Origin of the sequence: Martinezella miluonensis (assembly GCF_900094545.1) — a bacterium.
GTDB classification, from domain to species: Bacteria; Pseudomonadota; Alphaproteobacteria; order Rhizobiales; family Rhizobiaceae; genus Rhizobium; species Rhizobium miluonense.
The window spans coordinates 1-21,257 of record NZ_FMAH01000026.1; the positions used below are offsets into that span (position 1 = coordinate 1).

16 protein-coding genes and 1 tRNA gene are annotated in these 21,257 nt (G+C 60.9%); 8 read left to right on the forward strand and 9 right to left on the reverse strand.

Annotation, left to right across the window (positions count from 1 at the left end; genetic code table 11):
• Positions 1-19: 19 nt before the first annotated feature.
• Positions 20-96 (forward strand) — tRNA-Met (locus GA0061102_RS19775).
• 376 nt (positions 97-472) lie between these two features.
• Here GA0061102_RS19775 and istB read toward each other — a convergent pair.
• Positions 473-1,249 (reverse strand): IS21-like element ISRsp2 family helper ATPase IstB, encoded by a 777-nt coding sequence (gene istB, locus GA0061102_RS19780; RefSeq protein ID WP_167668023.1) that lies wholly within the window; start codon positions 1,247-1,249, stop codon positions 473-475.
• Positions 1,250-1,260: 11 nt separating this feature from the next.
• Complete coding sequence (gene istA, locus GA0061102_RS19785; protein ID WP_092852401.1) at positions 1,261-2,811, reverse strand: IS21 family transposase; 1,551 nt, start codon at positions 2,809-2,811, stop codon at positions 1,261-1,263.
• Between the two features lie 490 nt (positions 2,812-3,301).
• Here istA and GA0061102_RS19790 point away from each other — a divergent pair, with 490 nt between their 5' ends.
• The gene (locus GA0061102_RS19790; protein ID WP_092852403.1) at positions 3,302-3,916 is read left to right on the forward strand and encodes a TetR/AcrR family transcriptional regulator; all 615 of its coding nucleotides are present in this window, start codon (positions 3,302-3,304) and stop codon (positions 3,914-3,916) included.
• A complete protein-coding gene (locus GA0061102_RS19795) occupies positions 3,909-5,099 on the forward strand; it encodes a DUF418 domain-containing protein (protein ID WP_167668025.1) in 1,191 nt (396 codons plus the stop codon). The genes GA0061102_RS19790 and GA0061102_RS19795 overlap by 8 nt, the downstream gene beginning before the upstream one ends.
• A gap of 130 nt (positions 5,100-5,229) precedes the next feature.
• On the opposite strand, the gene GA0061102_RS19800 is transcribed toward GA0061102_RS19795, so the two are convergent.
• Entirely contained in the window at positions 5,230-7,791 is a 2,562-nt protein-coding gene (locus GA0061102_RS19800; RefSeq protein ID WP_092852407.1) for a GcvT family protein, read from the reverse strand.
• A 200-nt stretch (positions 7,792-7,991) separates the two neighbouring features.
• Positions 7,992-8,882: an amino acid ABC transporter substrate-binding protein gene (locus tag GA0061102_RS19805; RefSeq protein WP_092852559.1), complete on the reverse strand. Its 891-nt coding sequence runs from the start codon at positions 8,880-8,882 to the stop codon at positions 7,992-7,994.
• A gap of 246 nt (positions 8,883-9,128) precedes the next feature.
• Here GA0061102_RS19805 and GA0061102_RS19810 point away from each other — a divergent pair, with 246 nt between their 5' ends.
• Positions 9,129-9,815, forward strand: a complete 687-nt coding sequence (locus GA0061102_RS19810) for a cysteine hydrolase family protein (protein WP_245298072.1) — start codon at positions 9,129-9,131, stop codon at positions 9,813-9,815.
• An 82-nt stretch (positions 9,816-9,897) separates the two neighbouring features.
• Here the strand turns inward: GA0061102_RS19810 and GA0061102_RS19815 are convergent, their stop codons facing one another.
• A complete protein-coding gene (locus tag GA0061102_RS19815; RefSeq protein WP_092852411.1) occupies positions 9,898-10,629 on the reverse strand; it encodes a dienelactone hydrolase family protein in 732 nt (243 codons plus the stop codon).
• Between the two features lie 215 nt (positions 10,630-10,844).
• Here GA0061102_RS19815 and GA0061102_RS19820 point away from each other — a divergent pair, with 215 nt between their 5' ends.
• Positions 10,845-12,374: a S10 family peptidase gene (locus GA0061102_RS19820; RefSeq protein WP_092852413.1), complete on the forward strand. Its 1,530-nt coding sequence runs from the start codon at positions 10,845-10,847 to the stop codon at positions 12,372-12,374.
• A 98-nt stretch (positions 12,375-12,472) separates the two neighbouring features.
• On the opposite strand, the gene GA0061102_RS19825 is transcribed toward GA0061102_RS19820, so the two are convergent.
• Positions 12,473-13,987 (reverse strand): mechanosensitive ion channel family protein, encoded by a 1,515-nt coding sequence (locus GA0061102_RS19825; RefSeq protein ID WP_092852415.1) that lies wholly within the window; start codon positions 13,985-13,987, stop codon positions 12,473-12,475.
• Between the two features lie 250 nt (positions 13,988-14,237).
• Here GA0061102_RS19825 and GA0061102_RS19830 point away from each other — a divergent pair, with 250 nt between their 5' ends.
• Positions 14,238-15,824: an aldehyde dehydrogenase (NADP(+)) gene (locus GA0061102_RS19830; protein WP_092852417.1), complete on the forward strand. Its 1,587-nt coding sequence runs from the start codon at positions 14,238-14,240 to the stop codon at positions 15,822-15,824.
• 71 nt (positions 15,825-15,895) lie between these two features.
• On the opposite strand, the gene GA0061102_RS19835 is transcribed toward GA0061102_RS19830, so the two are convergent.
• Positions 15,896-17,056, reverse strand: a complete 1,161-nt coding sequence (locus tag GA0061102_RS19835; RefSeq protein ID WP_092852419.1) for an FAD-dependent oxidoreductase — start codon at positions 17,054-17,056, stop codon at positions 15,896-15,898.
• 74 nt (positions 17,057-17,130) lie between these two features.
• On the opposite strand from GA0061102_RS19835, the gene GA0061102_RS19840 reads away from it, so the two are divergent.
• Positions 17,131-17,586, forward strand: a complete 456-nt coding sequence (locus GA0061102_RS19840) for a MarR family winged helix-turn-helix transcriptional regulator (protein WP_092852421.1) — start codon at positions 17,131-17,133, stop codon at positions 17,584-17,586.
• A 34-nt stretch (positions 17,587-17,620) separates the two neighbouring features.
• On the opposite strand, the gene GA0061102_RS19845 is transcribed toward GA0061102_RS19840, so the two are convergent.
• A complete protein-coding gene (locus GA0061102_RS19845) occupies positions 17,621-18,541 on the reverse strand; it encodes a YncE family protein (RefSeq protein WP_092852423.1) in 921 nt (306 codons plus the stop codon).
• A 251-nt stretch (positions 18,542-18,792) separates the two neighbouring features.
• Here GA0061102_RS19845 and GA0061102_RS19850 point away from each other — a divergent pair, with 251 nt between their 5' ends.
• Complete coding sequence (locus tag GA0061102_RS19850; protein ID WP_092852425.1) at positions 18,793-19,770, forward strand: LacI family DNA-binding transcriptional regulator; 978 nt, start codon at positions 18,793-18,795, stop codon at positions 19,768-19,770.
• Between the two features lie 198 nt (positions 19,771-19,968).
• Here the strand turns inward: GA0061102_RS19850 and GA0061102_RS19855 are convergent, their stop codons facing one another.
• Entirely contained in the window at positions 19,969-21,234 is a 1,266-nt protein-coding gene (locus GA0061102_RS19855; RefSeq protein WP_092852427.1) for an ABC transporter substrate-binding protein, read from the reverse strand.
• Positions 21,235-21,257: the final 23 nt, after the last annotated feature.

The window sequence follows — 21,257 nt, forward strand, 5'->3', positions numbered from 1 at the left end:
TCGCGATTTGCGCTGGTAACGCGGGGTGGAGCAGCCCGGTAGCTCGTCAGGCTCATAACCTGAAGGCCGCAGGTTCAAATCCTGCCCCCGCAACCAAATCTTACAGCCTGGATCAATAAGTCCGGTAGCTCCTCAGCCGCAGAACCTCAAGCGGGGGCCGCCCTCGAGCATAGCGAAATCGAACAGGGCTAAGCAGGACTGCGCGAAGCTACAAACAGGGCTAAGCAGGACCAAAAACCAGTGTCAAAATGCCCGCGTCCTGCGGGCTTTTGTATTTGGTGACGCGTCGAGGATTGAACGACTTCTCAGGCCCCCGCAAGCAGCCTAAGCCGACAAAGCCCAGCTCGATCGAACAGCCCCACTGGATGCGCGCTTCGCGAAAGTTGGACAGTTATTCCGCCAATTCCCGGACAACAGTTTCACTAAAGTCCGGACAGTTTGACGAGGTTGGCCCTCGGCAGCCTGGTTTCTATCAGGGTTGATTGATTTCGCCGTTTTCAGCAGCCGTCAAGAGGGGTGCGTTCTTTTGCTTTCGCATGCTCTCGCCCCGCAGCGTAATGCGATGGGCATTATGCACGATGCGGTCGAGTATGGCGTCGGCGACCGTGCTGTCGGCAATAAGGTCGTGCCAGCTTGCCACTGGGACTTGGGCTGTGATCAGGGTGGACTTTCTCTGATAGCGTTCCTCGACGATTTCGAAGAGATGGAAGCGCTGCTGATCCGAGAGCGCATGTGTTCCAAAGTCGTCGAGGATGAGGAGCTGGACGCGGGTGAGCTTGTCGATGAGGCGGGGAAAGGAGCCATCGAGGCGGGCAAGTGCGAGATCCTCGAACATGCGCGGCACGCGCACATAGAGCACGGAGTGCCCGAGTCTGGCCGCTTGCCTGCCGAAGGCACAGGCCAGCCATGATTTGCCGGTGCCGGTGTGGCCGGTGATGATCAGGCCCTCATGGGCGGTGAGCCACTGCCCCTGGGCCAGCGCCATGGTGTTGCGCCGGTCGAGACCACGGGCGGCGGCGAAGTCGATATCTTCAATGCAGGCCTGGGCGAAGCGTAGCTTGGCGGAGGCGAGCCGGTTGCGGATGCGCTTGTCGGCGCGCAGGGTAACTTCGCGGTCGAGCATCAGGCCGAGCCACTCATCGCGGCTGAGCTCATTAGTGCCGGACTGCTCGGTCAATTCGCGCCAGGCGGCGGCCATGCCCATCAGCCCGAGGGCCTGCATCTGGTCGAGGGTGGGGTTTGTCAGCATTCTTGCTTCCTTCACTGATAGTAGGATCGGCCACGGATATTGGTATGCGCAGGCGTGGCGGCCGCATGTTCCGCCTGCGGTCTTTCCCGGTCGAGGCCGGATTTGAGGATAGAGGCGACGGAGGAATAGGTGATGGCATTGATGGTAAGCGCCCGCTCACAGGCCGCATCGAGGCGCTGCGATCCATAGCGTGGCGCCAGCGACAGAATCCCCATGGCCGAGCGGTATCCCTGTTCCGGATGCGGCCTGTCGCGCATCATGCGTTCGACCAGGATGGCGGCATTGGGGCCGATCTGGGTCGCACGGCCGATCAGATTGGCTGGCGTGGTGTTGGCATAGCGCTGATGCGCCTTGGGCATATGGTCGTTGACAGTGACGTGCCCAGAACGCTGGGAGCGGCGAACGTGGCTGGCGACACGCTGGTGATCGTGGAAGATCTCGACCACCCGGTGGGTGAGGCGCACCTGGAGGGTGCATCCGATCAGCCGGTGCGGCACCGAGTAGAAGGTCTTGTCGACCTCGACATGATAGTCCGGGTGAACCTTCGCCGCCTTCCATTCCGCATATTCGAACGGCATCACTGGCAGGGGCTTCAAGGCTGCCCGTTCGATCTCCTCAAACAGTTCGCGGCGGCTTTTGCCGACATGGCGCATCGGCCGGTTGTTCAGCTCCTCGAGCAATTCGGCAATCGCCGTGTTGAGGGCGGCAAGCGAGAAGAAGGTCCGGTTCCGAAGCCGAGCCAGGATCCAACGCTCGACGATCAATACCGCTCCTTCGACCCGGCCTTTGTCACGCGGTTTCCGGCTGCGGGTCGGCAGAATCGTGGTGTCGTAATGCTCGGCCATGGCGGCGAACGTTGCAGTCAACGTCGGCTCGAACCAAAGGGCCTTGGCCACCCCCGCTTTGAGGTTATCGCACACGATTGCCTTGGTGACCCCACCATAGAAAGTCAGCGCGCGCACCTGGCCGTCAATCCAGTCCGGCAACTGCTGGCTAAAGCTGGCATGGGCGAAGGTCAGGTTGGAGGCGCCCAGCACCGCGACAAAGATTTGGGCCGGATGGAGGACACCGGTCGCCGGATCGATCACCGGCACCGTCGGTCCGGCATAGTCGGTCTGCATCACCGCGCCCGCCGCGTGCCGATTACGGAACGCTACACTCGTGCGCTGCCGAAAGGCGGCAACCTGTTCGCAGAACCACGTGAAGCCGTAACCATCAGGATGGCTTGCACGGTATTCCTGCCACAAAAGCGTCAGCGTCACGCCTTTGCGCTTCAGCTCCCGAACCACCAGCGCCCAGTCCGGTTCGCTGAGATCGCGCGGCGGTCGACCGGCTCGGCCGAACAGCCGCCGCTCCAGCTTTGCATCCTCGTCCGAGCCAGACGGCAAGGGCCACGAAAGCCCGGCTTCCCGAGCTCGCAGCAAATAGGTCGATACCGAGCTCTTGCCGATCTTCAGCCGCTCGGCAATCTCGCGCACCGAAAGACCCTCTTCGTGGGTCAGGCGCAGAATAGTCCGGATATCCCTCACTGTCGTTCGTCTTGCTTGCTTCCGTCTCGGCATCGGCCCCTCTCAACGTTGTCGTGAGAGGCCTAACCAACAAGACGGCGCAGCCGCGAACCAACCGTCAAACCGCCGCCGGAAACTGTCCGGGATTTAGCGGAATCACTGTCCGGGAATTACTGAAAACTGTGTCCGGAGATTACCGGAAATCCTGTCCGGACTTTTCCGAAACCCGCACACTGGACCCTCATGAAGCAATAAGCAGCGCCCCCAGCGAGGCCATAAGCCTAGAAATGGGTATACGGTTCGACGGTGACGTTGGCTACGGCGACTATGTTGTTGGCTGCGCGCCAGACGGGTCCGTTAGGACTTCACCATTTCCGTCCTGCATCGCGGTCGGTTTCGATTGATGCCTCACGGCGCCGACCTTCGAAATTCCCAGTCCATCTTCAGCAGACGCAGCTGTGGCATGCCCCGGAAGGGGAGTGTCTTGACGCTATAGCTTTGGTCAAATAATAAACAGAGTACGCGCTTTATTTAAGGGGCATCAATGCGTACTCGCGATCCCGAAAAACATGCCCTGCAACTGGAGGCTATCCTTGAGGCTGCCAAGATCTGCTTCGCCCGGACCGGCTTTCACAGGACCAGCACCGAAGCCATCTGTGGCGAGGCTGGTGTGAGTTCCGGAAAATTGTTTCACTATTTTCCGAACAAGAAGGCGATCATCCTCGCCGTCGTCCACGAACAGACGAGCCAGACGGCGACCTATATTGGCGAGTTGCTTCAACAGGCGGATTTGGCGGCAGCCCTGCTGGATTTCTTTGATGTCGTTCTGCACCTAGCCGCGGATGCGCTGGAGAGGCGGTTGATATTGGAGATCGCGGCTGAAGCAACGCGAGACGAGGATGTCGGCGCGCTCAATGCCGCCGGCGACAGGCTTCTCAGGGATGGTCTCACAGCGCTTTTGAGCGGCGCGGCCGAGCGTGGCCAAGTCAAGCTTATGGTACCGCTCGAACATGCCGTTCGGTTTCTGATGATCGTCATCGACGGGATCTTCAACCGCGCGTCGATCGATGCCAGCTTCGATCCCGCTGAAGAGCGTGCTTCGCTCCGAACCATCATCAGCAACGTTCTTTGCATCACCGGGGAAAATCCCGATGCGTGATCGTGGTCGCATTACCAATATCGACCCATTGCGCGGCTTTGCCCTGTTCGGGATATTACAGGTCAATATTCTCGCGTTCTCCTCGGTCTATTATGGCACCGGTCTTCAGGCAGCGGATGGGTGGTCGTCGCTCGACGCTGTTCTGGCTTTCGCGATTTCGGCTGTCTTCGAGCTGAAATTCTATCTGCTCTTTTCGTTTCTGTTTGGCTACAGCGTCACGCTACAAATGCAATCGGCGCAAAAGGCGGACGTGGCTTTTCTGCCGCGCATGTTGCGCCGTCAGGCCGGATTGTTCCTGATCGGGGCCATTCATGCGCTCGTTCTGTTTCACGGCGACATACTCACCACTTACGCTGTCCTCGGCTTGCTGCTCCTCGCCGTGAGAGAGGTGCGCGGCGGCTTCAAGATCCGCTTTGCGGCAACGCTCGTCGCTGTAACGGCGGTGCTTTGGTTCGTTTTCGCGCTTCTGCAATGGAGTATGCCGGATCAGGACGATAGCGCTCTCGTGATGGACCATGCGCAAACGGCGCTCGCCGCCTATCGGGGAACGCCTCCTTCCATCATGGGGCAGCATAGGGAGGATATCGTGTCGTTCCTGCCGATGCTGTTGCTGCTTCAAGCCCCCTGTGCATTGGCCATGTTCCTCATCGGCTTCGTTTTCGGGCGGCGAAAGCTGCTGGAAAATCGGGATCTCTATCGACCGTATCTCGGCCGGATGATTGGATGGGGACTGGCAGTCGGTTTGCCCGGCGGTGTTGCGTACGCCTGCGCAACACAGTTTGCTCCCGGCAGCTCGCTGGAAACGGCAGGCTTGGCGCTCTCCATTCTCACCTCGCCATTCCTGACTGGAGCCATCATCGCAGGGGTGCTGACGGCGTTGGATTCCGGCCGGATGGGCAGTTGGCGCGATTATCTGGCAAGCGCCGGACGTATGGCGCTGTCAAACTATCTCATGCAATCGGTTGCCTGTGCCCTGATCTTTCATGGTTATGGTTTCGGACTGATCGGCCAACTCTCTTTCGCCATGACGCTGGCTGTGGCCGTCGTCCTCTTCGGTGTTCAGCTTCTTCTCAGTCGCTGGTGGCTTCGGCGCTTCAACTATGGACCGGTCGAATGGCTGCTTCGCGCGGTCACCATAGGTCATTGGCCCCGATGGGATTCGAGCGGAAGCAGCAATCTCTGAGGGCGTGAACATCCGTCCATGCGACAGAGCTTTGCCTCTCTGAACGACAATCGCTGCCATCCGCAAAATGAAACTGCCCGTCTGGAACCAGACGGGCAGTTTTTGGCTTAGGGCTTATGTGGCCGAGAGATCAGCTGCGCGGCTTGAGGTTCTCGGCGTCGTAGAGCGGCTTGTAGCCGACGGCGACGACTTCGACTGGGTAGGTCTCGCCGAAATATTCGACCTTGAGCTTGCGTCCTTCCTGGGCGTAGGACCAAGGCAGGTAGGTCAGCGCAATGTTCTTGCCGATGGTCGGGCCGTAGGCGATCGAGGTGGTGAAGGAGCGGCGGCCGAGTTCGTCGACCAGCGTTTCGCCGGTTTCGGGATCCATGACAGGCAGGATGCCGACCGGGTAGCGGGCCACGCCGTTGGAGTCCACATTGTCTGTCATGACGAGCGTGCAGAGCATGGCCGGCTGATGCTCGCGGGCGCGATATTCGAGATGCTTGGCCTTGCCGCGGAAATCGGCTTCCTTGACCTTCGGGCGGGCAAGATCGGCTTCGAGAAGATTGTATTCCGTCAGCAGGTCGGCATTCTGAAGTCGGAGGCTCTTTTCCATGCGGCGGCTGTTGGCATAGGTTTCGACGCCGACGGCGATGGCGCCCGTCGAGCGCAGTGCGTCCCAAACAGCGAGCGCATCACCATAAGCCATATGCAGTTCCCAGCCCTGTTCGCCGACATAGGAGATGCGGAATGCCGTGACGTTCTTGCCGGCGATCCGGATCTGCTTGATCGCGGCGAAGGGGAAGTTTTCCTGCGACAGGCTTTCCGGGTTCTCGACCACCTTCTGCAGGTTGGCGCGGGCGTTCGGCCCCCAGATGCCGATCGTGACGTAGCGTTCGGTGACATCGGTGATGGTGACGTCGAAACCCTTGTCCTCAGCGACACGGCGCATGTAGTGGAAGTCGCGCGGGCCGGCATCGGCGCCGTCGATGAGGCGGCAGCGGTCGGCCATGCGGATCACGGTGAAGTCGGCACGCACCATGCCCTCGTCGTCGAGGAAGTGGGTATAGATGCCCTTGCCGATATTGGCGTCACCGCCGATCTTGGCCGCGCAGAGCCATTCCAGCAGCTCGACATGATCAGGCCCCTCGATGTCGTACATGGCGAAATGCGAGAGGTTGATGATGCCGCAATCTTCGCTCAGCGCCAGATGCTCGGCATTGGAAACGCGCCAGAAATGGCGGTTGTCCCATTCGTTTTCACGCACCGGTATGCGATCGCCATATTTTTCGAGCAGGTGCTCGTTTGCCGCGTAGCCGTGAGCACGCTCCCAGCCGCCGAGCTCCATGAAATAGCCGCCGAGCTCCTTCTCGCGCTCCCAGAAGGGCGAGCGGCGGACACTGCGGCCGGTCGCATAGGGTTCGCGCGGATGGACGGCGGGATTGTAGATCTTCTGGGCAGCCTCGGTGCAGCGGCTTTCGATGAAGCTCTCCTCCAGCATATGCGGGTAGAAGCGGGAATAGTCGATCCTGTTGTGGTCGATCGCCGTGCGGCCGTCGGTCATCCAGTCGGCAACGAGCTTGCCGAAGGCTGGACCGTCCTTCACCCAGATGGCAACGCAATACCAGAGGCCCCGGACCTTCTGGCTTTCGCCGACGGATGGGCCGCCATCGGTCGTGACTTGCAGCAGACCGTTGAAGGAATGACCTTCGTTGTAACCGAGTTCGCCGAGGATCGGCGTCAGCTCCATGGCGCGTTCGAGCGGCTCGATGATCTGCTCCATGTCGAGGTCGCGCTGCGAGGGCGAAAGACGGGCCTCGTGCTTTTCGAGGAGATCACGGGGATGGCAGAGGCGCGGGTTCTTTTCTTCGTAGTAACCCCATTCGATCTGGCCGCCTTCGGCCGTCTTCGGGTCGCCTGTGTCGCGCATATAGGCGGAGTTGCCCTGGTCGCGCATCAGCGGGAAGCCGATTTCCTTGCCCGTGCCGGCAAATTCGTTGTAGGGGCCGAAGAAGGTCAGCGGGTGGTCGACGGGCATGACCGGCAGGTCCTCGCCGACCATCTCGGCGATCAGGCGACCCCAGAGGCCGGCACAGACGATGACGTATTCGGCCTCGATGGTGCCGCGGTGGGTGACGACGCCGGAGATGCGCCCGTCCTTGACGATGAGAGATTGGGCGGGCGTATTGGCGAAGGAGAGGAGCTTGCCGCTCTTTTCGCCTTCATCGATGAGCTTGCCGGCAACCGTCTGCGAGCGCGGGATGACGAGGCCGGCATCAGGATCCCACATGCCGCCCTGCACCATGCTTTCCTCGATCAGCGGAAACTTTTCCTTGATCTCGGCGGGGTCGACCAGGCTCACGCGCGTGCCGAAGGCCTTGCCCGAGGTCACCTTGCGCTTGATTTCCGCCATGCGGTCGTCGTCGCCGACGCGGGCGACTTCCAGGCCGCCGACGCGGGCATAATGGCCGAGCTTATCGTAGAAATCGATGGAATAGAGGGTCGTCCAGCAGGACAGGAAATCATGGCTGGTCGTGTAGCAGAAATCGGATGCGTGAGCGGTCGAGCCGATATCCGTGGGGATACCGGACTTGTCGATGCCGACAATATCGTCCCAGCCGCGCTCGATCAGATGGTGGGCGATCGATGCGCCGACGATACCGCCGAGCCCGATGATTACGACCTTCGCCTTTTGAGGAAATGCTGCCATTGCGTGCGACCCTGATTGATACTGGAGGCGGATTTTATGATGTGTGCGGCGGCGACCAGAGCCTGTCTACGACATATTCAAGATGCTTGCACGACGACCTGCGGGCCGTCGCAGTCGAGAAGCGGAGGATTTTACCGCAATGAACGCATTCGGTAGATGTCGCAAAGGCGATGGCAAGCTTCCCGCCTGTGTCCGCAACGCTATTGCGGGATGGATTGCATCATGACCTCGCGGCGCAAGATCGGGCCTTCATTGCCGAAATAGGTCGCAAGCAGCTTCGTGAAATCATCCGACTGGTAGAGATCGGTCAGCGTCTGATCGACGAGCAGGCGAAAGGCCGAGTCATCCTGCCTGAGCGCGATCCCATAGGGTTCGTGCGTGAAGAGGCGATTGCCAATGGCGAGCGTGAAAGGGTTGCGGGCATGGGCTGCGAGGTCGAAGAGTAGCGCGCGATCGGCGAAATAGGCATCGATCTTCCGGCTTTCGAGGGCGGCCAGGCCGTCCTGATGGGTGGCAAAATCCTCGATGCGTGTTTGCGGCACGTCAGGTCCGAGCGCCTCGCGCAGCGTCGCGCCGGTGGTCGTGTCGGAGCGGACGCCGATCGTGCTCTTTGTCGGCACCTGCTTGCTGGAGGCAAGGGTCGGCCGCTTGTCGAGGAAAAGCACCATCAGATAGTCGGGCGAATCTTTGCGTAGCAAGGCGCTTGCGCCGGTCAGGAAGATCGGCTGCGAGAAATCGACGCTTTGACGTCTGGCGAGATTGATGGTCAAGGCGCCGCAGAGGAGGTCGATGCGGCCGTCTTTCACGGCATTGAAGCCGTCGGCGAGGGTCATTTCGACATAATCCCGCTTCAGGTCGGTAACCTTGCGGCCGACGGCGTCCGCGATCTTGCCGCAGATATCGACGGCATAGCCGGTGGGACTACCGTCCTTCTTCCTGAAGGAGAATGGCGCCTCGTCGTTGATATAGCCGATACGGATCAAGCCCTTTTGCGCGACGATATCGAGCGTCTGGGCGGCCGTGGCTGCATAGGCTGAGAGGCCAAGGGCAATGCCTGCCAAAATCAATCGTCTCATGCAGTTCGCCAGCATGGTCATGATCTCCTGGAGAATGGTGGCGATCGCAAAGGCTTAAGCGCAGATTATGGTCTGGCTGACTTTTGTCAACGATGGATTGTCTCGGGCGATTGCCGGTCGAACAAGGGTAGCAGCCGTATCGTCGTCATATTCGCTCATTCCCGGTATCACGAAGAGTTTCGTTACCCTGCCGCGATTTCCGGCCTATCTATCCTGCAGGGTTGTCTACCCATGAGAACGCTTGCACAGGAGACGAACGTGATGCGACAGCCAAGTGCCACGACCCGGAAAGCGGTCTTTACCTTCAGTTCCTGTTTTGCAGCTTTTTGTACGGCCTTCAGCCCGGTGCTGACATCGCCGGCGATGGCGCAGACGATCATAGACGAGTGGCATGAGGCGAAACCGCCTGCACCGCCGGAGCTGAAGCCCGTCACGATCGATCCGAAGACGACGGCATTGCTGATCCTTGATTTCAATGGCGCACAGGATCCGACCAAGGGGCCTTGCAACGAGAAAACCAAACCGCGTTGCCTCGCCTCCGTGCCCAAGGTCAAAACCCTGCTGGATCAGGCGCGAGCCAAAGAGATGCTTGTCGTTTTCAGCTTGGCCGGCGCCGGCCAGCCGCAGGATATCGCAACGGCTCTGGCGCCTTTGGCGAGCGAGCCGATCGTCAAATCCGGGGCTGACAAATTCATCGGCACCAATCTGCGCAGCATTCTCGCCGACAAGGGCATCAAGACCGTCATCGTGACGGGCACGGCCTCGGAAGGCGCCGTTCTCGATACGGCGACGGATGCCGCTTTGAACGGCATGAACATCGTGCTGCCCGTTGACGGCATGTCGTCCACCGAACTTTATGGCGAGCAATATGTCGCCTGGCACATGGTCAATGCACCTGGCGTTTCGCAAAAGACGACATTGACCAGCATCGGGCTGATCAGATTCTGATCCGGCAGCGGCTCCATGGCCTTTAGACCGGGTGGAAAACATCGCGCTTTCGGCATGACAGCGCGATGGTGGTATCGTTTGACTATGCCAAGGCTTCGCCGAACAGATTCAGAAGGCGTTTCCAGTGCCTTTCGGCGCCGGTCTTGTCATAGACGCCATGGTCCGGCACCGTCCATCCGTGCGCCATGCCGACGTAGTTTTCGATGATATGGTCGACGCCGCCGGTGCGAAGCGCCTCGGCGAGACGGGCGGATTGCTCCGGCGGAAAGCTGTTGTCGATACCGGCAACGCCGACATAGACGCGCGCCTTGATATCGGCCGCAAGGCGGTGCGGGCTGTCTTCCGCTTCGCTGGCGGGATTGCCGCCGTGGAAGCTGGCCGCCACCGTGATACGCTCGGGATAGGCGGCAGCGGCCGTCAGCGCGCGAGCGCCACCCATGCAATATCCGACTGCGCCAGCTGGACCCTTGGCGCCTGCGGCAGACAATGTGTCGAGGAAGGCGGCGCTGTCGTTTCTCGTCATTTGTTGCGTCGTTCCGCGCAACATTGTCATGATGGTCTCCCGCGATGCCGGATTGCCGAAGGCGCTGCCGTCGAAGGGGCCATAGGCGCCGAAGCGATAGAAGAGGTCCGGAAGCAGCACGATATAGCCGGCATCGGCAAGCCGCTGCGCCATTCCGTAAAGCGAGGCGCGGGGACCCATGGCATCCATGTAGAAGATCACGCCGCTCTTGGCCGGAGCATCGTTGCCGGGGCGGAAGAGGGTGGCTTTGGCAACACCGTCGGCCGTCTTGATGTCGATGTCTTGTTTCATCGTCGTATCCCTTACGATTTTCTGTTGTCGGATTGGTTTCCCCGAGGCTGTCGCCAGACTGGCAAATGGTTGGTGGGGGCTCAATAGTATCGCTTGCTGAAAATGACGTGATCGACGGATCGGCGATCAATATGTCTTGAGTTTCCGTGCTTGCCTGCGGTGACATAGTATAGCCGGCAATGACGGCTATGGCCGGACCTTTGAGGATAATTCCGATGTCTCTTCGCCAGATGATTCCGAGCTTGTTATTGGCGCTCTCGGTGATGTCCATGCCGGCTTTTGCCGCGTCGCCGGAGCAGCCTCATACGGTGCGGGAAGGTGGCGGGGGTGTCCTCTCGCTGCTGCCGCCCGATGCGGTGAGCGACCATATGCTGAATGCCGGTGGCAAGAGCATTGCCTATACGGCGACGGCCGGTACACTCGATCTTTTCGGGCAGGATGGCCAGCGCAGCGCAGCGATCTTCTATACCGCCTATGCCGCGAAGAACCGCGACGCCGGCCGGCCTGTTACCTTCATATTCAATGGTGGGCCGGGAGCCGCATCGGCCTTTCTCAATCTCGGCCTCGTCGGGCCGAAGATTCTCGATTTCGGTCCGGATGGCCGCGATGGCGCCAATGCCAAGCTGGTCGATAATGCGCAGAGCTGGCTCGATTTCACCGATCTCGTCCTGATCGATCCGATCGGCACGGGCTGGAGCCGGACGGTGAAGCCGGACGATGCGAACGACTTCTACACGGTGGAGAGCGATGCCGAGAGCCTTGCCAAGGCGATCGCCCTCTATGTCGCCCATAATGGGCGCGCGGCCTCGCCGAAATACATTCTCGGGGAAAGCTATGGCGGCTTCCGTTCGGTCAAGGTCGCCAACAGCCTGCGCGAGGACCAAGGCATACTGATCTCGGGCATCGTCATGCTCTCGCCCTTGCTCGAGGGCCGGCTCGTTTTCGGTGGTAGCAACGATGCGCTTGGTGCCGCCCTGATGCTCCCTTCGCTGGCAGCAGCCGAACTGGAGCGGCGAAACGCGTTCAGCGATAAGGCGGTTCAGGCCGCCCAGGCTTTCGCTCTCAGCGAATATCTGCCCGCACTTGCCGGCCCACCGCCTTCCGGAGACGCCGGCAGAGCCTTCTATGCTCGGGTCGCGAAACTGACCGGCATCCCCGACGATATCGTCGCCAGGAGCCAGGGGTTTATCGGTGGCGTCTATCAGAAACATTCCGATGGCGGCGGTGGCGAAGTGGCGAGCGCCTATGATGCTTCCTTGCTGGCGCCCGATCCCTATCCGCAGTCGGATTCCGAGCGCGGCGGCGACCCCATCCTCGACGGTTTCGTTCGAGCTTATGGCGGCGCCTATTCGAGCTATGCGCGCGATGAACTCGGCTTTCGTACCGAGATGACCTATACGCTCCTGTCGACATCGGTGAACAGGCTGTGGAAATGGGGCGGGCGTGACGGCGGTTCGCGCCTCAGCGCCGGCGTCACCGACGATCTCAAGGAACTGCTGTCGCTGTCACCCTCGTTCCGGCTCATGGTGGGGCAGGGCTACAGCGATCTCGTCATTCCCTTCGGGGTCAACAAATATGTGCTCGACCATATGCCGGCGGCCTTCGCCGATCGCGTGGCGCTGAAACTCTATCGCGGCGGCCATATGTTCTACACCCGTCCGGCATCGCGCGAGCAGTTCACCATGGATGCCAAGGCATTCTTTGCGGCACAGAGCCAGGCTGCACCGACGGCGAAGTCGAACTAGCGAGGCTCAACATCGGTGTCGTGGGACCGAGCGTTATGCATCTGCACCGCAGCGACCTCGACGTCCGGGCTGCACCTGGCCGAAACGCAGGATGTGGCCTAGTCATGCTGCTGCAGCTGGAAGAGATGTTTGATGCGGGAGCTCAGCGAGCTGACGGGAGCGCCGTTGACCAGCACATCGGCGCTGGCGAACAGATGGTGCTCGGCCTCGATGCGTTTTGCCATGATGGCACCCAGCTCCTCGGCAAGGGCCGGCCGGTCATGCAGCAGTGGCGACAGGCAGTCCTCGCCGATTTCATAGGTGACGACGAAGGTCAGGGCGCGAACCGTCCCGACTTCGCCCGATCCCATCAACAGGCCGTTCTCCCCGAAGTAATCGCCGGGAGCGAGGCGGGTCAGCTCGATCTGCCGATGTCCTTCGCGGCGGGTGATGCTGACGACGCCGGATCGGACGATCGTCAGCGCGCGAAGCTTGGCATCCTGTTCGGCGATAACAGCATCCTTGCGATAGGTGCGGCGCTGCATGTGCGACGCCAGATGCTCCTTCTCGTCCTCGGTCAGCGATGAGAATAGCGGGATATTGCTGACCAGCCGCCATGGCGTTCCCGGAGCATGCTGCTGATCGGCGGGCGTTTCCGTTGTGTGCTCGGTGGTAACCGTGATCGTGCCGGGAGGTCCGGCTAGTTTCAAACCACCGGCCTTCGAATGACGGTAAAGAAGATCGTAGATCTCGTTCTTTGCCGCTATCGTCATCGATATATCGCGCACGCGGAACGAAAGCAGCAGCTCGATCGCCTGCCCGTCGACGGAAGTGATGGCGACGCTGGGCTCAGGCACTTTCTGGATCGAGTTGCAGCTGATCAATACATTCTCCATCAGATCGGCGATGATGCGCGGAAGAGTGGTCGGCTGAACGCGCACCGTCACCGTCGCGCCGTGGCTTTCCTCCGGTGAGGAGAGATTGGTGAGCCGCGTCTTGGCAAGGACGCTGTTGGGGATCACCACGAGATCGTTCGTGCCGTTCAGCAGGTGCGTTGCCCGCCAGTTGGTCTCGACGACACGGCCCTGAATATCATTTTCGAGCACGATCCAGTCGCCGACGGAGTAGGGCCGGCCGAGATTGAGCGCGATGCCGGAGAAGACGTCGCTCAACGTGCTTTGCAGGGCGAGACCGAGAATGATGGCAAAGACGCCCGATGTCGCGATCAACGTGCCGATCGGGACGCTGAACACGTCGCCGACGATGGAGAGGATCGCGCCGAGATAGATGATGCCGACGATCAGATCCTGCAGCAGCCGGCCCTCGCGGGGCTTGCGCTCGAAGATCAGGAACAGGCGCACGAAGGCGATCAGCACCCATGCACCGTTGATCCACCAAATGATCTTGGCAAAGCCCGTGAAGGTGCGCAGCGTCACCGAGTCTTGCGGCGGGCTCGGTTCATAAGGAATGATGCCGTGATAGAGCAGCAGCACGGTCAGGGAAACGAAGAAGACGATCTGCCCAATGAGACGTCCTGCACGCTGATGGCGCAGCATGATGCGGCTGACGAATGTGCCGATGACGACCAGAATGCAGAACTGGACAATCGGATCACCAAGAAGTGCAATGGACATGGGGGCTTGGCCGCACTCTGTCTTTCGGATGGACGCTAAATTGGCACGAAAGTGGCCGCAACGCCATATGGCGATGGATCGCCTGTTTTCGACTTCCGCGATGCTGCGCCCAAAGGTCGCTGGCGCCTCGATCTCGCTGTTTCGGTCTTGATAATTAGATGACGATTATCATCTTACATCTGTCGTCTCATCCTGCTATCTGCTCTCGCGAGCGCACCTTCCGGTGCTTCGACATCATCAAGGAATATCCATGACCCAGTCTTTTGTGATTAACGGCGATTTGCTGATCGGCGCGGATTCGACCGGCGAAAACAGAACCGCGCGCGCCATCAATCCGGCAACGGGCGCCAATCTGGAGCCGGCCTTTGCGATTGCCAGCGAGACCGATGTGGCAAAGGCCTGTGAACTGGCGGCTCAGGCATTCGACACCTATCGTGCGACCAGCCCGGAGCAACGTGCGGCATTCCTCGAAAGGATTGCCGACAATATCATGGAGATCGGTGATGCGCTGATCGAGCGGGCGACGGAAGAGACCGGCCTGCCGGTGGCGCGGCTGCAGGGCGAGCGCGCCCGCACCGTCGGCCAGCTTCGGCTGTTTGCTGAGGTGGTCCGCGCCGGCGAGTGGCTCGATCTGCGCGTCGATCCGGCATTGCCGGAGCGTAAGCCGATGCCGCGGTCCGATTTGCGCCTGCGCCAGATCCCGCTCGGCCCGGTCGCCGTTTTCGGCGCCAGCAATTTCCCGCTCGCCTTCTCGGTTGCCGGCGGTGATACGGCCTCGGCGCTCGCCGCCGGTTGCCCGGTCGTCGTCAAGGGTCATCTTGCTCATCCGGGCACGGGCGAACTTGTGGGACGCGCTATCCGTGCTGCCGTTGCCGCTTGCGGTCTTCCGGAAGGCACGTTCTCGCTGTTGACCGGTGCCAATGAAACCGGCGCGGCGCTGGTGCGTGATCCTCGCATCAAGGCTGTCGGCTTCACCGGTTCGCGTGGCGGCGGCATGGCGCTTGGTGCCATTGCGGCAGCGCGGCCGGAGCCGATCCCGGTCTATGCCGAGATGAGCAGCGTCAATCCCGTTTTCCTCTTTCCCGCCGCGCTTGCCGCGCGCGCCGAGGCGATCGGTACAGGTTTCATCGATTCCCTGACGCTTGGCGCCGGCCAGTTCTGCACCAATCCGGGCCTGCTTTTCGCCATCGAGAGCCCCGATCTCGACCGTTTCGTCCAGGCCGCCAGCGATGCCCTGACCGGCCGCGCACCGGCGCCGATGCTGACACCGGGCATTCACGCCGCCTTCGACAAGAGCGTTGCCGCATTGGCCGAGCATGAAGCGGTCAAGACCGTCGCTCACGGCGCGCCGGCCGAGGGCGTCAACCGCAGCCCCGGCATTTTCTTCGAGACGGATGTCGAGCCCTTCCTGGCCGACGAGCGCCTGGGTCATGAGGTTTTCGGCGCCGCAAGCTTGCTGGTGCGATGCAAGGACATCGAGCAGATGATCGCAGTTGCGGAAAAGCTCGAGGGTCAGCTGACAGCGACCTTGCAGATCGAAGCGGATGACTATGCCACGGCCGCGAAGCTGGTGCCGGTGTTGGAGCGCAAGGCCGGGCGCATTCTCGCCAATGGCTGGCCGACAGGCGTCGAAGTCTCCCATGCCATGGTGCATGGAGGCCCGTTCCCGGCCACGTCCGACAGCCGCACGACGTCGGTCGGCACGCTTGCCATCCGTCGCTTCCTGCGCCCGGTCTCCTATCAGGATCTTCCGGAGGGACTGTTGCCATCAGAGCTTCGCGACGATGGCGTCAAGTCGCTGCCGCATCTTCTCGATGGCGTGCGCAAGGGCAGCTAAGCCGTTATCCCGATGAGGTAAAATAACGTCTCCGGAGCGGGCCTAATTGGCCCGCTTTCCTATGCGCGATGCTAGGCGGCCGAACCTTGAAGACGAGCTTCGAGATGTGCCTTGTAGTGCTGGAGAGAGAGTTCCGCTCCGAGATGAGAAAGCTCGGTAGCGACGGCTTCGGCGGCATGTTCGGCAGGCTCGATGACGCGTTCGAACATGTCCGTTTCATAGGCTTTGACGGCCTTTTTCCAGTCGCCGCCTTCGAGAAGCTGACGTGCAAGTTCCGCCGCGTCCAGCATGGCCGCATTCACACCTTCGCCGCCGAATGGCGACATCACATGCGCTGCGTCGCCAATGAGCGTTATGCCGATACGGTTCTGCCAATGATGACCGACCGGCAGCGCGTAGATCGGCCGCGAAACGATGTGATCGTTACTGGCTTCGATAAGGCCGACGATCTCTGGCGCCCAGCCTTCGAATTCGGCAGCGAGCCGCGCGCGAGTTTTCGCCGGTCTAGCAAGGTCGAAGGTCTTCTCAGCCCAGTCGGTCGGCACGCGGAAAATCGCGTAACCCCTGACATGGGCGTTGCCATTGCGCTGCACGATCAAGCCGCGCCCATCAGCCTCGACGCCGATCTTGCCATGTCCGACAAGGGCTGCGAGATCTGGATGACTGGAATCAACGTCGTCGATGCCGAATTCGATGAAGGTGATGCCGCTATATTGCGGACGATAGGAGGATACGAGCGGCCTGACTTTGGACCAGCTGCCATCGGCGCCGACGACGAGATCGAAGGGGCCGATCTTTCCGCTTTCGAAGATCAGATCGTAGGCGCCATCGTCGCGTGGGATAACCTCTCGCAGGCCGTGATTCCAGCGGATGATCTCTTCCGGCAGGGAGGCCAGCAGGATCTGCCGCAGCGCCGTGCGATCCACTTCCGGTCTTTCTGAATCGTCGGCATCGTCATCGGCAAAGAGTAGCGTGCCGTCCTTGTCATAAAGCCGGCTTCCCTGATCCTCGTAGCGTGCGATCTTCAGGAATTCCTCGTAGAGGCCGGCGCGGCGCAGTGCGAGCTGGCCGGAGTCCAGATGCAGATCGAGCGTGCCGCCTTGCGGCCGGGAAAGCGCGTGTTCTTCGCGTTCGAAGACGGTGGCTGCAACGCCGGCCTGATGGAGGATGCGAGCCAGCGTCAGGCCGCCAGGGCCGGCGCCGATGATGGCGATGCGGGGATGGGATGGCATGGACAAAATTCTCTTCTTCCTGTAGATAGGTGCCTATATAGATTAACATAGGTACCTATTCAAGTGACGAAAATATGACCGATTGGGACTTGTTCGAAAACCCGGCACCGCTCATCAACATGGCCTCCCGCAGCTTCGCGCGGCTGGGCGAGCGCCGGGTGAAGGCGCTGGGCTTCAACATTGGCCAACTGCCAGTGCTCTATCTGCTTCGCAACGGAGCGCAGATGTCGCAGAAGGAATTGGCGAAGTTCGCGAAAATCGAGCAGCCTTCCATGGCGCAAATGCTAGCCCGCATGGAGCGTGATGGTCTGATCCGGCGGACGCCCGATCCGACGGATGGACGTAGCAGCCTCGTATCCCTGACCGAGACGGCTTTGGAAAAGCTTCCAGCTGCCCGTCACGCCTTGGACGAGGGGCGGGGGGCGGTTCTTGCCGGGTTCAGTGAAGACGAGGTTCAAACGCTGCTGCAATTGATGCGGCGGCTTAACCGGAACCTCGACCGGATGGTAGCCGAAGAGGATGCATCGTAGGCGCGCTGGTCCGCGCGCCTACGATTTCCAGCAGTCAGATTTCGGCGTAGACGATGCCGGTGAATGAGCCCGCATGATGCAGGAGCTCCCGCTCGCCCGAGCCATCGAGGCTCGCGGAATAGAGATTACCGCCGATATCGGTGAAGAACATGCGATTACCAGGCAGATCGAGCGACAGGCCGATGCCTTCGTCGAGACCTTCGAGAACGACCTCTGACGTTGCGGCGATATCGTCCATCTGAGCGCGGTTGACGGTATTGCCGCGCGGAAGATTGCCGCGGTCGGTCCAGTAGATCGTGCGGGTGGCAAGGTCCAGTTCGAGATCGATCGGTTCCGGCAGCTTGTCGAGCAGGATCTCGATATCGCTGCGGTTTGTGGCGGTTTCGCCAGTGGGGATATTGATGCCGGCGCGGAAGATGCGGCCGAGGCCGGCATCCGGCGGCCCCTTCTGGGTCCAGTAGATCTGGCCGAGCGGCAGATCGAGGGCGATGCCGACGCACCAGCGCTCGATATCGGCGCTGTCTTCCGGGCTATCGCCATTCTGCACGAGGGTCTCGATATCGCTGCCGTCGATATTGGCGCGCATGACGCGCATGCCTTCGCGGTCGCACCAATAGAGCTTGCCGTTGTCGCGATCGATCTGGATCTGCTTCGGCGTGACCAATGTGCTGCCCGACGGGATCAGGGTGATATGGTTGCCGCCGTCGAGGTCCATGCGCTCGATCGAGCCGTCATGGGCATTGTAGTCATTGCCCATTTCCGTCCAGTAGATCCAGCCATTCTCGCTGTCGACGAGAATGCCGTCCGGGCTGCGGCCCGGCCGCTGGACGATGAGCTTGAGATCGGTGCCATCGATGGCGGAGGAGAGAATGCGTCCATCGTTGATATCGAGGAAGAACAGTCTTTCGGTCTTGTCGGTGGAAGTGGCAGGCGTCCGTGCTTCTGCTTCTGACATGAGAGCATCCTTTCGAGGGGGCGGATCTGCGGATCACAGCGCGGCAATCATGGCATCGGTTGATGACAGCATCATTCGCCGCTGCGATCCCGATAATGATCTGTTGCGCCGCAGCGAAGATCAAGGGGCTGAATGTCGCGGCTGGAGCACCCCTCCGTCAAATAACTGTCATTGCTCTGATATAAATCCCCATCATTTCCAGGGGCTGTTCCAATCGGGGCTGAAGTCCGAAGCCGGAGGTGCTTGATATCATGTCGACGCTCCAGCAGGTCGCTTTTCGTGCCGGCTGTTCGGTCGCGACCGCCAGCCGCGTGCTGAACCGCAACGGTCCCGTCAGCGACGAGATGGTGCGCCGCGTGCGCCGGGCGGCGGCGGAACTCGGCTATCGGGCGGGTGGGCGTACCGGCAACGGGCGGCCGGCAATCGGCGTGCTCATTCCCAGCGTTACCAATCCCGTTTTTGCGGCGTCGCTTTCCAGCATCCAGAACCGAGCCTTTCATGCGGGTCACAGCGTGTTGATTGCGCAGTCGAACTATGACCCGGCGCAGGAGCCGGACGCAGTCGCCTCGCTTCTTCAGCAGCAGCCGACCGGCCTCATCCTCACGGTCTGCGATCCCGAACGCAGTATGGCTCTGTCTTCCGCCCTGCCGCCGACCGTGCTGCTCGGCAATCTGCCGACGACCCGTTTCACCGCCGCCGTTGCGACCGACAATTTCGGCGCGGGCCGAGATCTGACGGATCATCTGCTGCAGAAGGGCCATCGGCGCATCCTCTTCATCTCCGGCCATTTCGCCGCATCGGATCGGGCAAAGCTGCGCTATCTCGGCTATATCAAGGCGATGGAGGCGGCGGGGCAGCAACCTCTCGCCGCCCTGGAGATCTCCTTCGTGTGCAGTCTGGAACAGCTCGATCTTTCCGACACGATCTCTCGCCTAGACCCGACGGCGATCATCGCTTCCAACGATCTTCTCGCGCTCGGCGTGATGGGTGCGCTGCGGCGACAGGGTTTTTCGATCCCGCACGATATCTCGGTTGCCGGCTTTGACGGCATTTCCCTTGGTTTTCTGGGTGAGGTTTCGCTAACGACGGTGGAGATTCCGGACGGAACCATGGGAGCGGCGGCCGCCTCGCTGCTGCTCGATATGGCGGAAAATGCCGCGCCACCGCGCCATCTGATCGTCCCGTATCGGCTGCGCTCGGGCGGCACGGTGCGCAATCTTGCCAATTAGAGCATTTCCGCTTTTCTTCGAATCGCGAAAACGCTCTATCTTCTTGTTTCTTTACGCATTCCGGACGGAAAACCGCTGCGCACTTTTCCTGGAAATGCTCTAACGTTTCTTGGAAACGCTTCGGTTCTGACGCGTCTCCGCACATGAAAACGCCGCCTCCGTAAGGAAGCGGCGCAGATTTTAAACCCGATCCAGCAATCAGCTGCGCGGCAGCATGCCTTCGACGTCGGAAGCGGCGTCGTTAAGCGCATCCTTCGGCGCGGCCGAACCATCGACGATACGCGAGAGGTTGTCGACGATGGTCTGCGTGACCTTGACGCCGTTGGCGCCCGGGAAGGCGTACCAGGGGATCATGACCGGCATCTGGCTCAGACCAGCCTGGAACAGCGGGTTCTTCTTGTAGAAGTCGCCGAGATATTCGGCAGACTTGGCGGCAAGCTCATTGTTCGGAACATAGCCGGTGCCGGGAACGACGACGGAGGCGCCATAGGGGCCGGCGGCGAACTTGGCGAACTTCCAGGCGGCTTCTTCCTTGACCGGATCATGCGTCAGGATGACGACGGCGTTGCCGCCTGTGGGAAGGCGGCCGTTGACTGGGTCGATCAGCGGGATCTTGGCGGTACGCAGGTCGAACTTGGTGCCGACATTCTTGATGGTGTTGACGAGAGCACCGGTGGTCTGGAATTCGAAGCCGACCTTGCCGGCAGCAAAGGCCTGTTCGCCGGCAGCCTTAGTGAAGACCGGCATGCCGCCTTCCTTGACGAAGCGCTGGATCATCTCGACGGCCTTCTGTCCTTCCGGACCGTTGAAGGCGACCTTGCTTTCGTCGTCGCTCAGCATCTTGCCGCCGGCGCCGAAGAGGAGGGCGGAGAACATCCAGTCGTCGCCCTGCCAGCGGAAGTCCATGCCGTCGACGCCGTTGCCGAGCGCCTTGATCTTGCCGGCGAGCGCGATGACTTCGTCCCAGGTCTTCGGCGGGTTGTCCGGATTGCCGCCGGCAGCCTTCACCAGGTCGGCGTTGTAATACATGATCGGGTTCGACGTCGCGAAGGCGAGGCCGACCTGCTTGCCCTTGACCTGAGCGAGCTTCAGGATCGTGTCCGAGAAGCCCTTCTCGGCCATGTTGCCCTCTTTCTTGACGAGGGGGCCGAGATCGACGGCGACATTGCGCTCGTCCATCATGCGCAGGCGGTTGAGGCCGATGAAGGTGACATCCGGCATTTCGCTGGTGCCGGCCTGACGCAGGATGGTCTGGATGCCTTCCTCATAGGTGGCCGAAGGAGCGGCGAACTGGATCTTGATGTCGGGATTTTCTTCCATGAACTTCTTCGAGATCGTGTCCATCACGTTCTTGAAGAAGCCGGGCATGGGATAGTGGACCGTCAGGGTGGTTTCGGCATAGGCCGGGACCGTCACGACCATCGAGATGGCCGCGGCGGCGAGAATCTGGGTGATATGCTTCATCGCTCGTTCTCCTGTTTCGAACC

Excerpts from the sequence above, each read along its gene's own strand:
- GA0061102_RS19820 (WP_092852413.1), top strand. The coding sequence starts at position 10,845 with ATGTCTCTTCGCCAGATGATTCCGAGCTTGTTATTGGCGCTCTCGGTG.
- istA (WP_092852401.1), bottom strand. The coding sequence starts at position 2,811 with ATGCCGAGACGGAAGCAAGCAAGACGAACGACAGTGAGGGATATCCGG.
- GA0061102_RS19845 (WP_092852423.1), bottom strand. The coding sequence starts at position 18,541 with ATGTCAGAAGCAGAAGCACGGACGCCTGCCACTTCCACCGACAAGACC.
- GA0061102_RS19800 (WP_092852407.1), bottom strand. The coding sequence starts at position 7,791 with ATGGCAGCATTTCCTCAAAAGGCGAAGGTCGTAATCATCGGGCTCGGC.
- GA0061102_RS19840 (WP_092852421.1), top strand. The coding sequence starts at position 17,131 with ATGACCGATTGGGACTTGTTCGAAAACCCGGCACCGCTCATCAACATG.
- GA0061102_RS19825 (WP_092852415.1), bottom strand. The coding sequence starts at position 13,987 with ATGTCCATTGCACTTCTTGGTGATCCGATTGTCCAGTTCTGCATTCTG.
- GA0061102_RS19850 (WP_092852425.1), top strand. The coding sequence starts at position 18,793 with ATGTCGACGCTCCAGCAGGTCGCTTTTCGTGCCGGCTGTTCGGTCGCG.
- GA0061102_RS19810 (WP_245298072.1), top strand. The coding sequence starts at position 9,129 with ATGCGACAGCCAAGTGCCACGACCCGGAAAGCGGTCTTTACCTTCAGT.
- GA0061102_RS19855 (WP_092852427.1), bottom strand. The coding sequence starts at position 21,234 with ATGAAGCATATCACCCAGATTCTCGCCGCCGCGGCCATCTCGATGGTC.
- GA0061102_RS19815 (WP_092852411.1), bottom strand. The coding sequence starts at position 10,629 with ATGAAACAAGACATCGACATCAAGACGGCCGACGGTGTTGCCAAAGCC.
- GA0061102_RS19835 (WP_092852419.1), bottom strand. The coding sequence starts at position 17,056 with ATGCCATCCCATCCCCGCATCGCCATCATCGGCGCCGGCCCTGGCGGC.
- GA0061102_RS19830 (WP_092852417.1), top strand. The coding sequence starts at position 14,238 with ATGACCCAGTCTTTTGTGATTAACGGCGATTTGCTGATCGGCGCGGAT.
- GA0061102_RS19805 (WP_092852559.1), bottom strand. The coding sequence starts at position 8,882 with ATGCTGGCGAACTGCATGAGACGATTGATTTTGGCAGGCATTGCCCTT.
- istB (WP_167668023.1), bottom strand. The coding sequence starts at position 1,249 with ATGCTGACAAACCCCACCCTCGACCAGATGCAGGCCCTCGGGCTGATG.
- GA0061102_RS19795 (WP_167668025.1), top strand. The coding sequence starts at position 3,909 with ATGCGTGATCGTGGTCGCATTACCAATATCGACCCATTGCGCGGCTTT.
- GA0061102_RS19790 (WP_092852403.1), top strand. The coding sequence starts at position 3,302 with ATGCGTACTCGCGATCCCGAAAAACATGCCCTGCAACTGGAGGCTATC.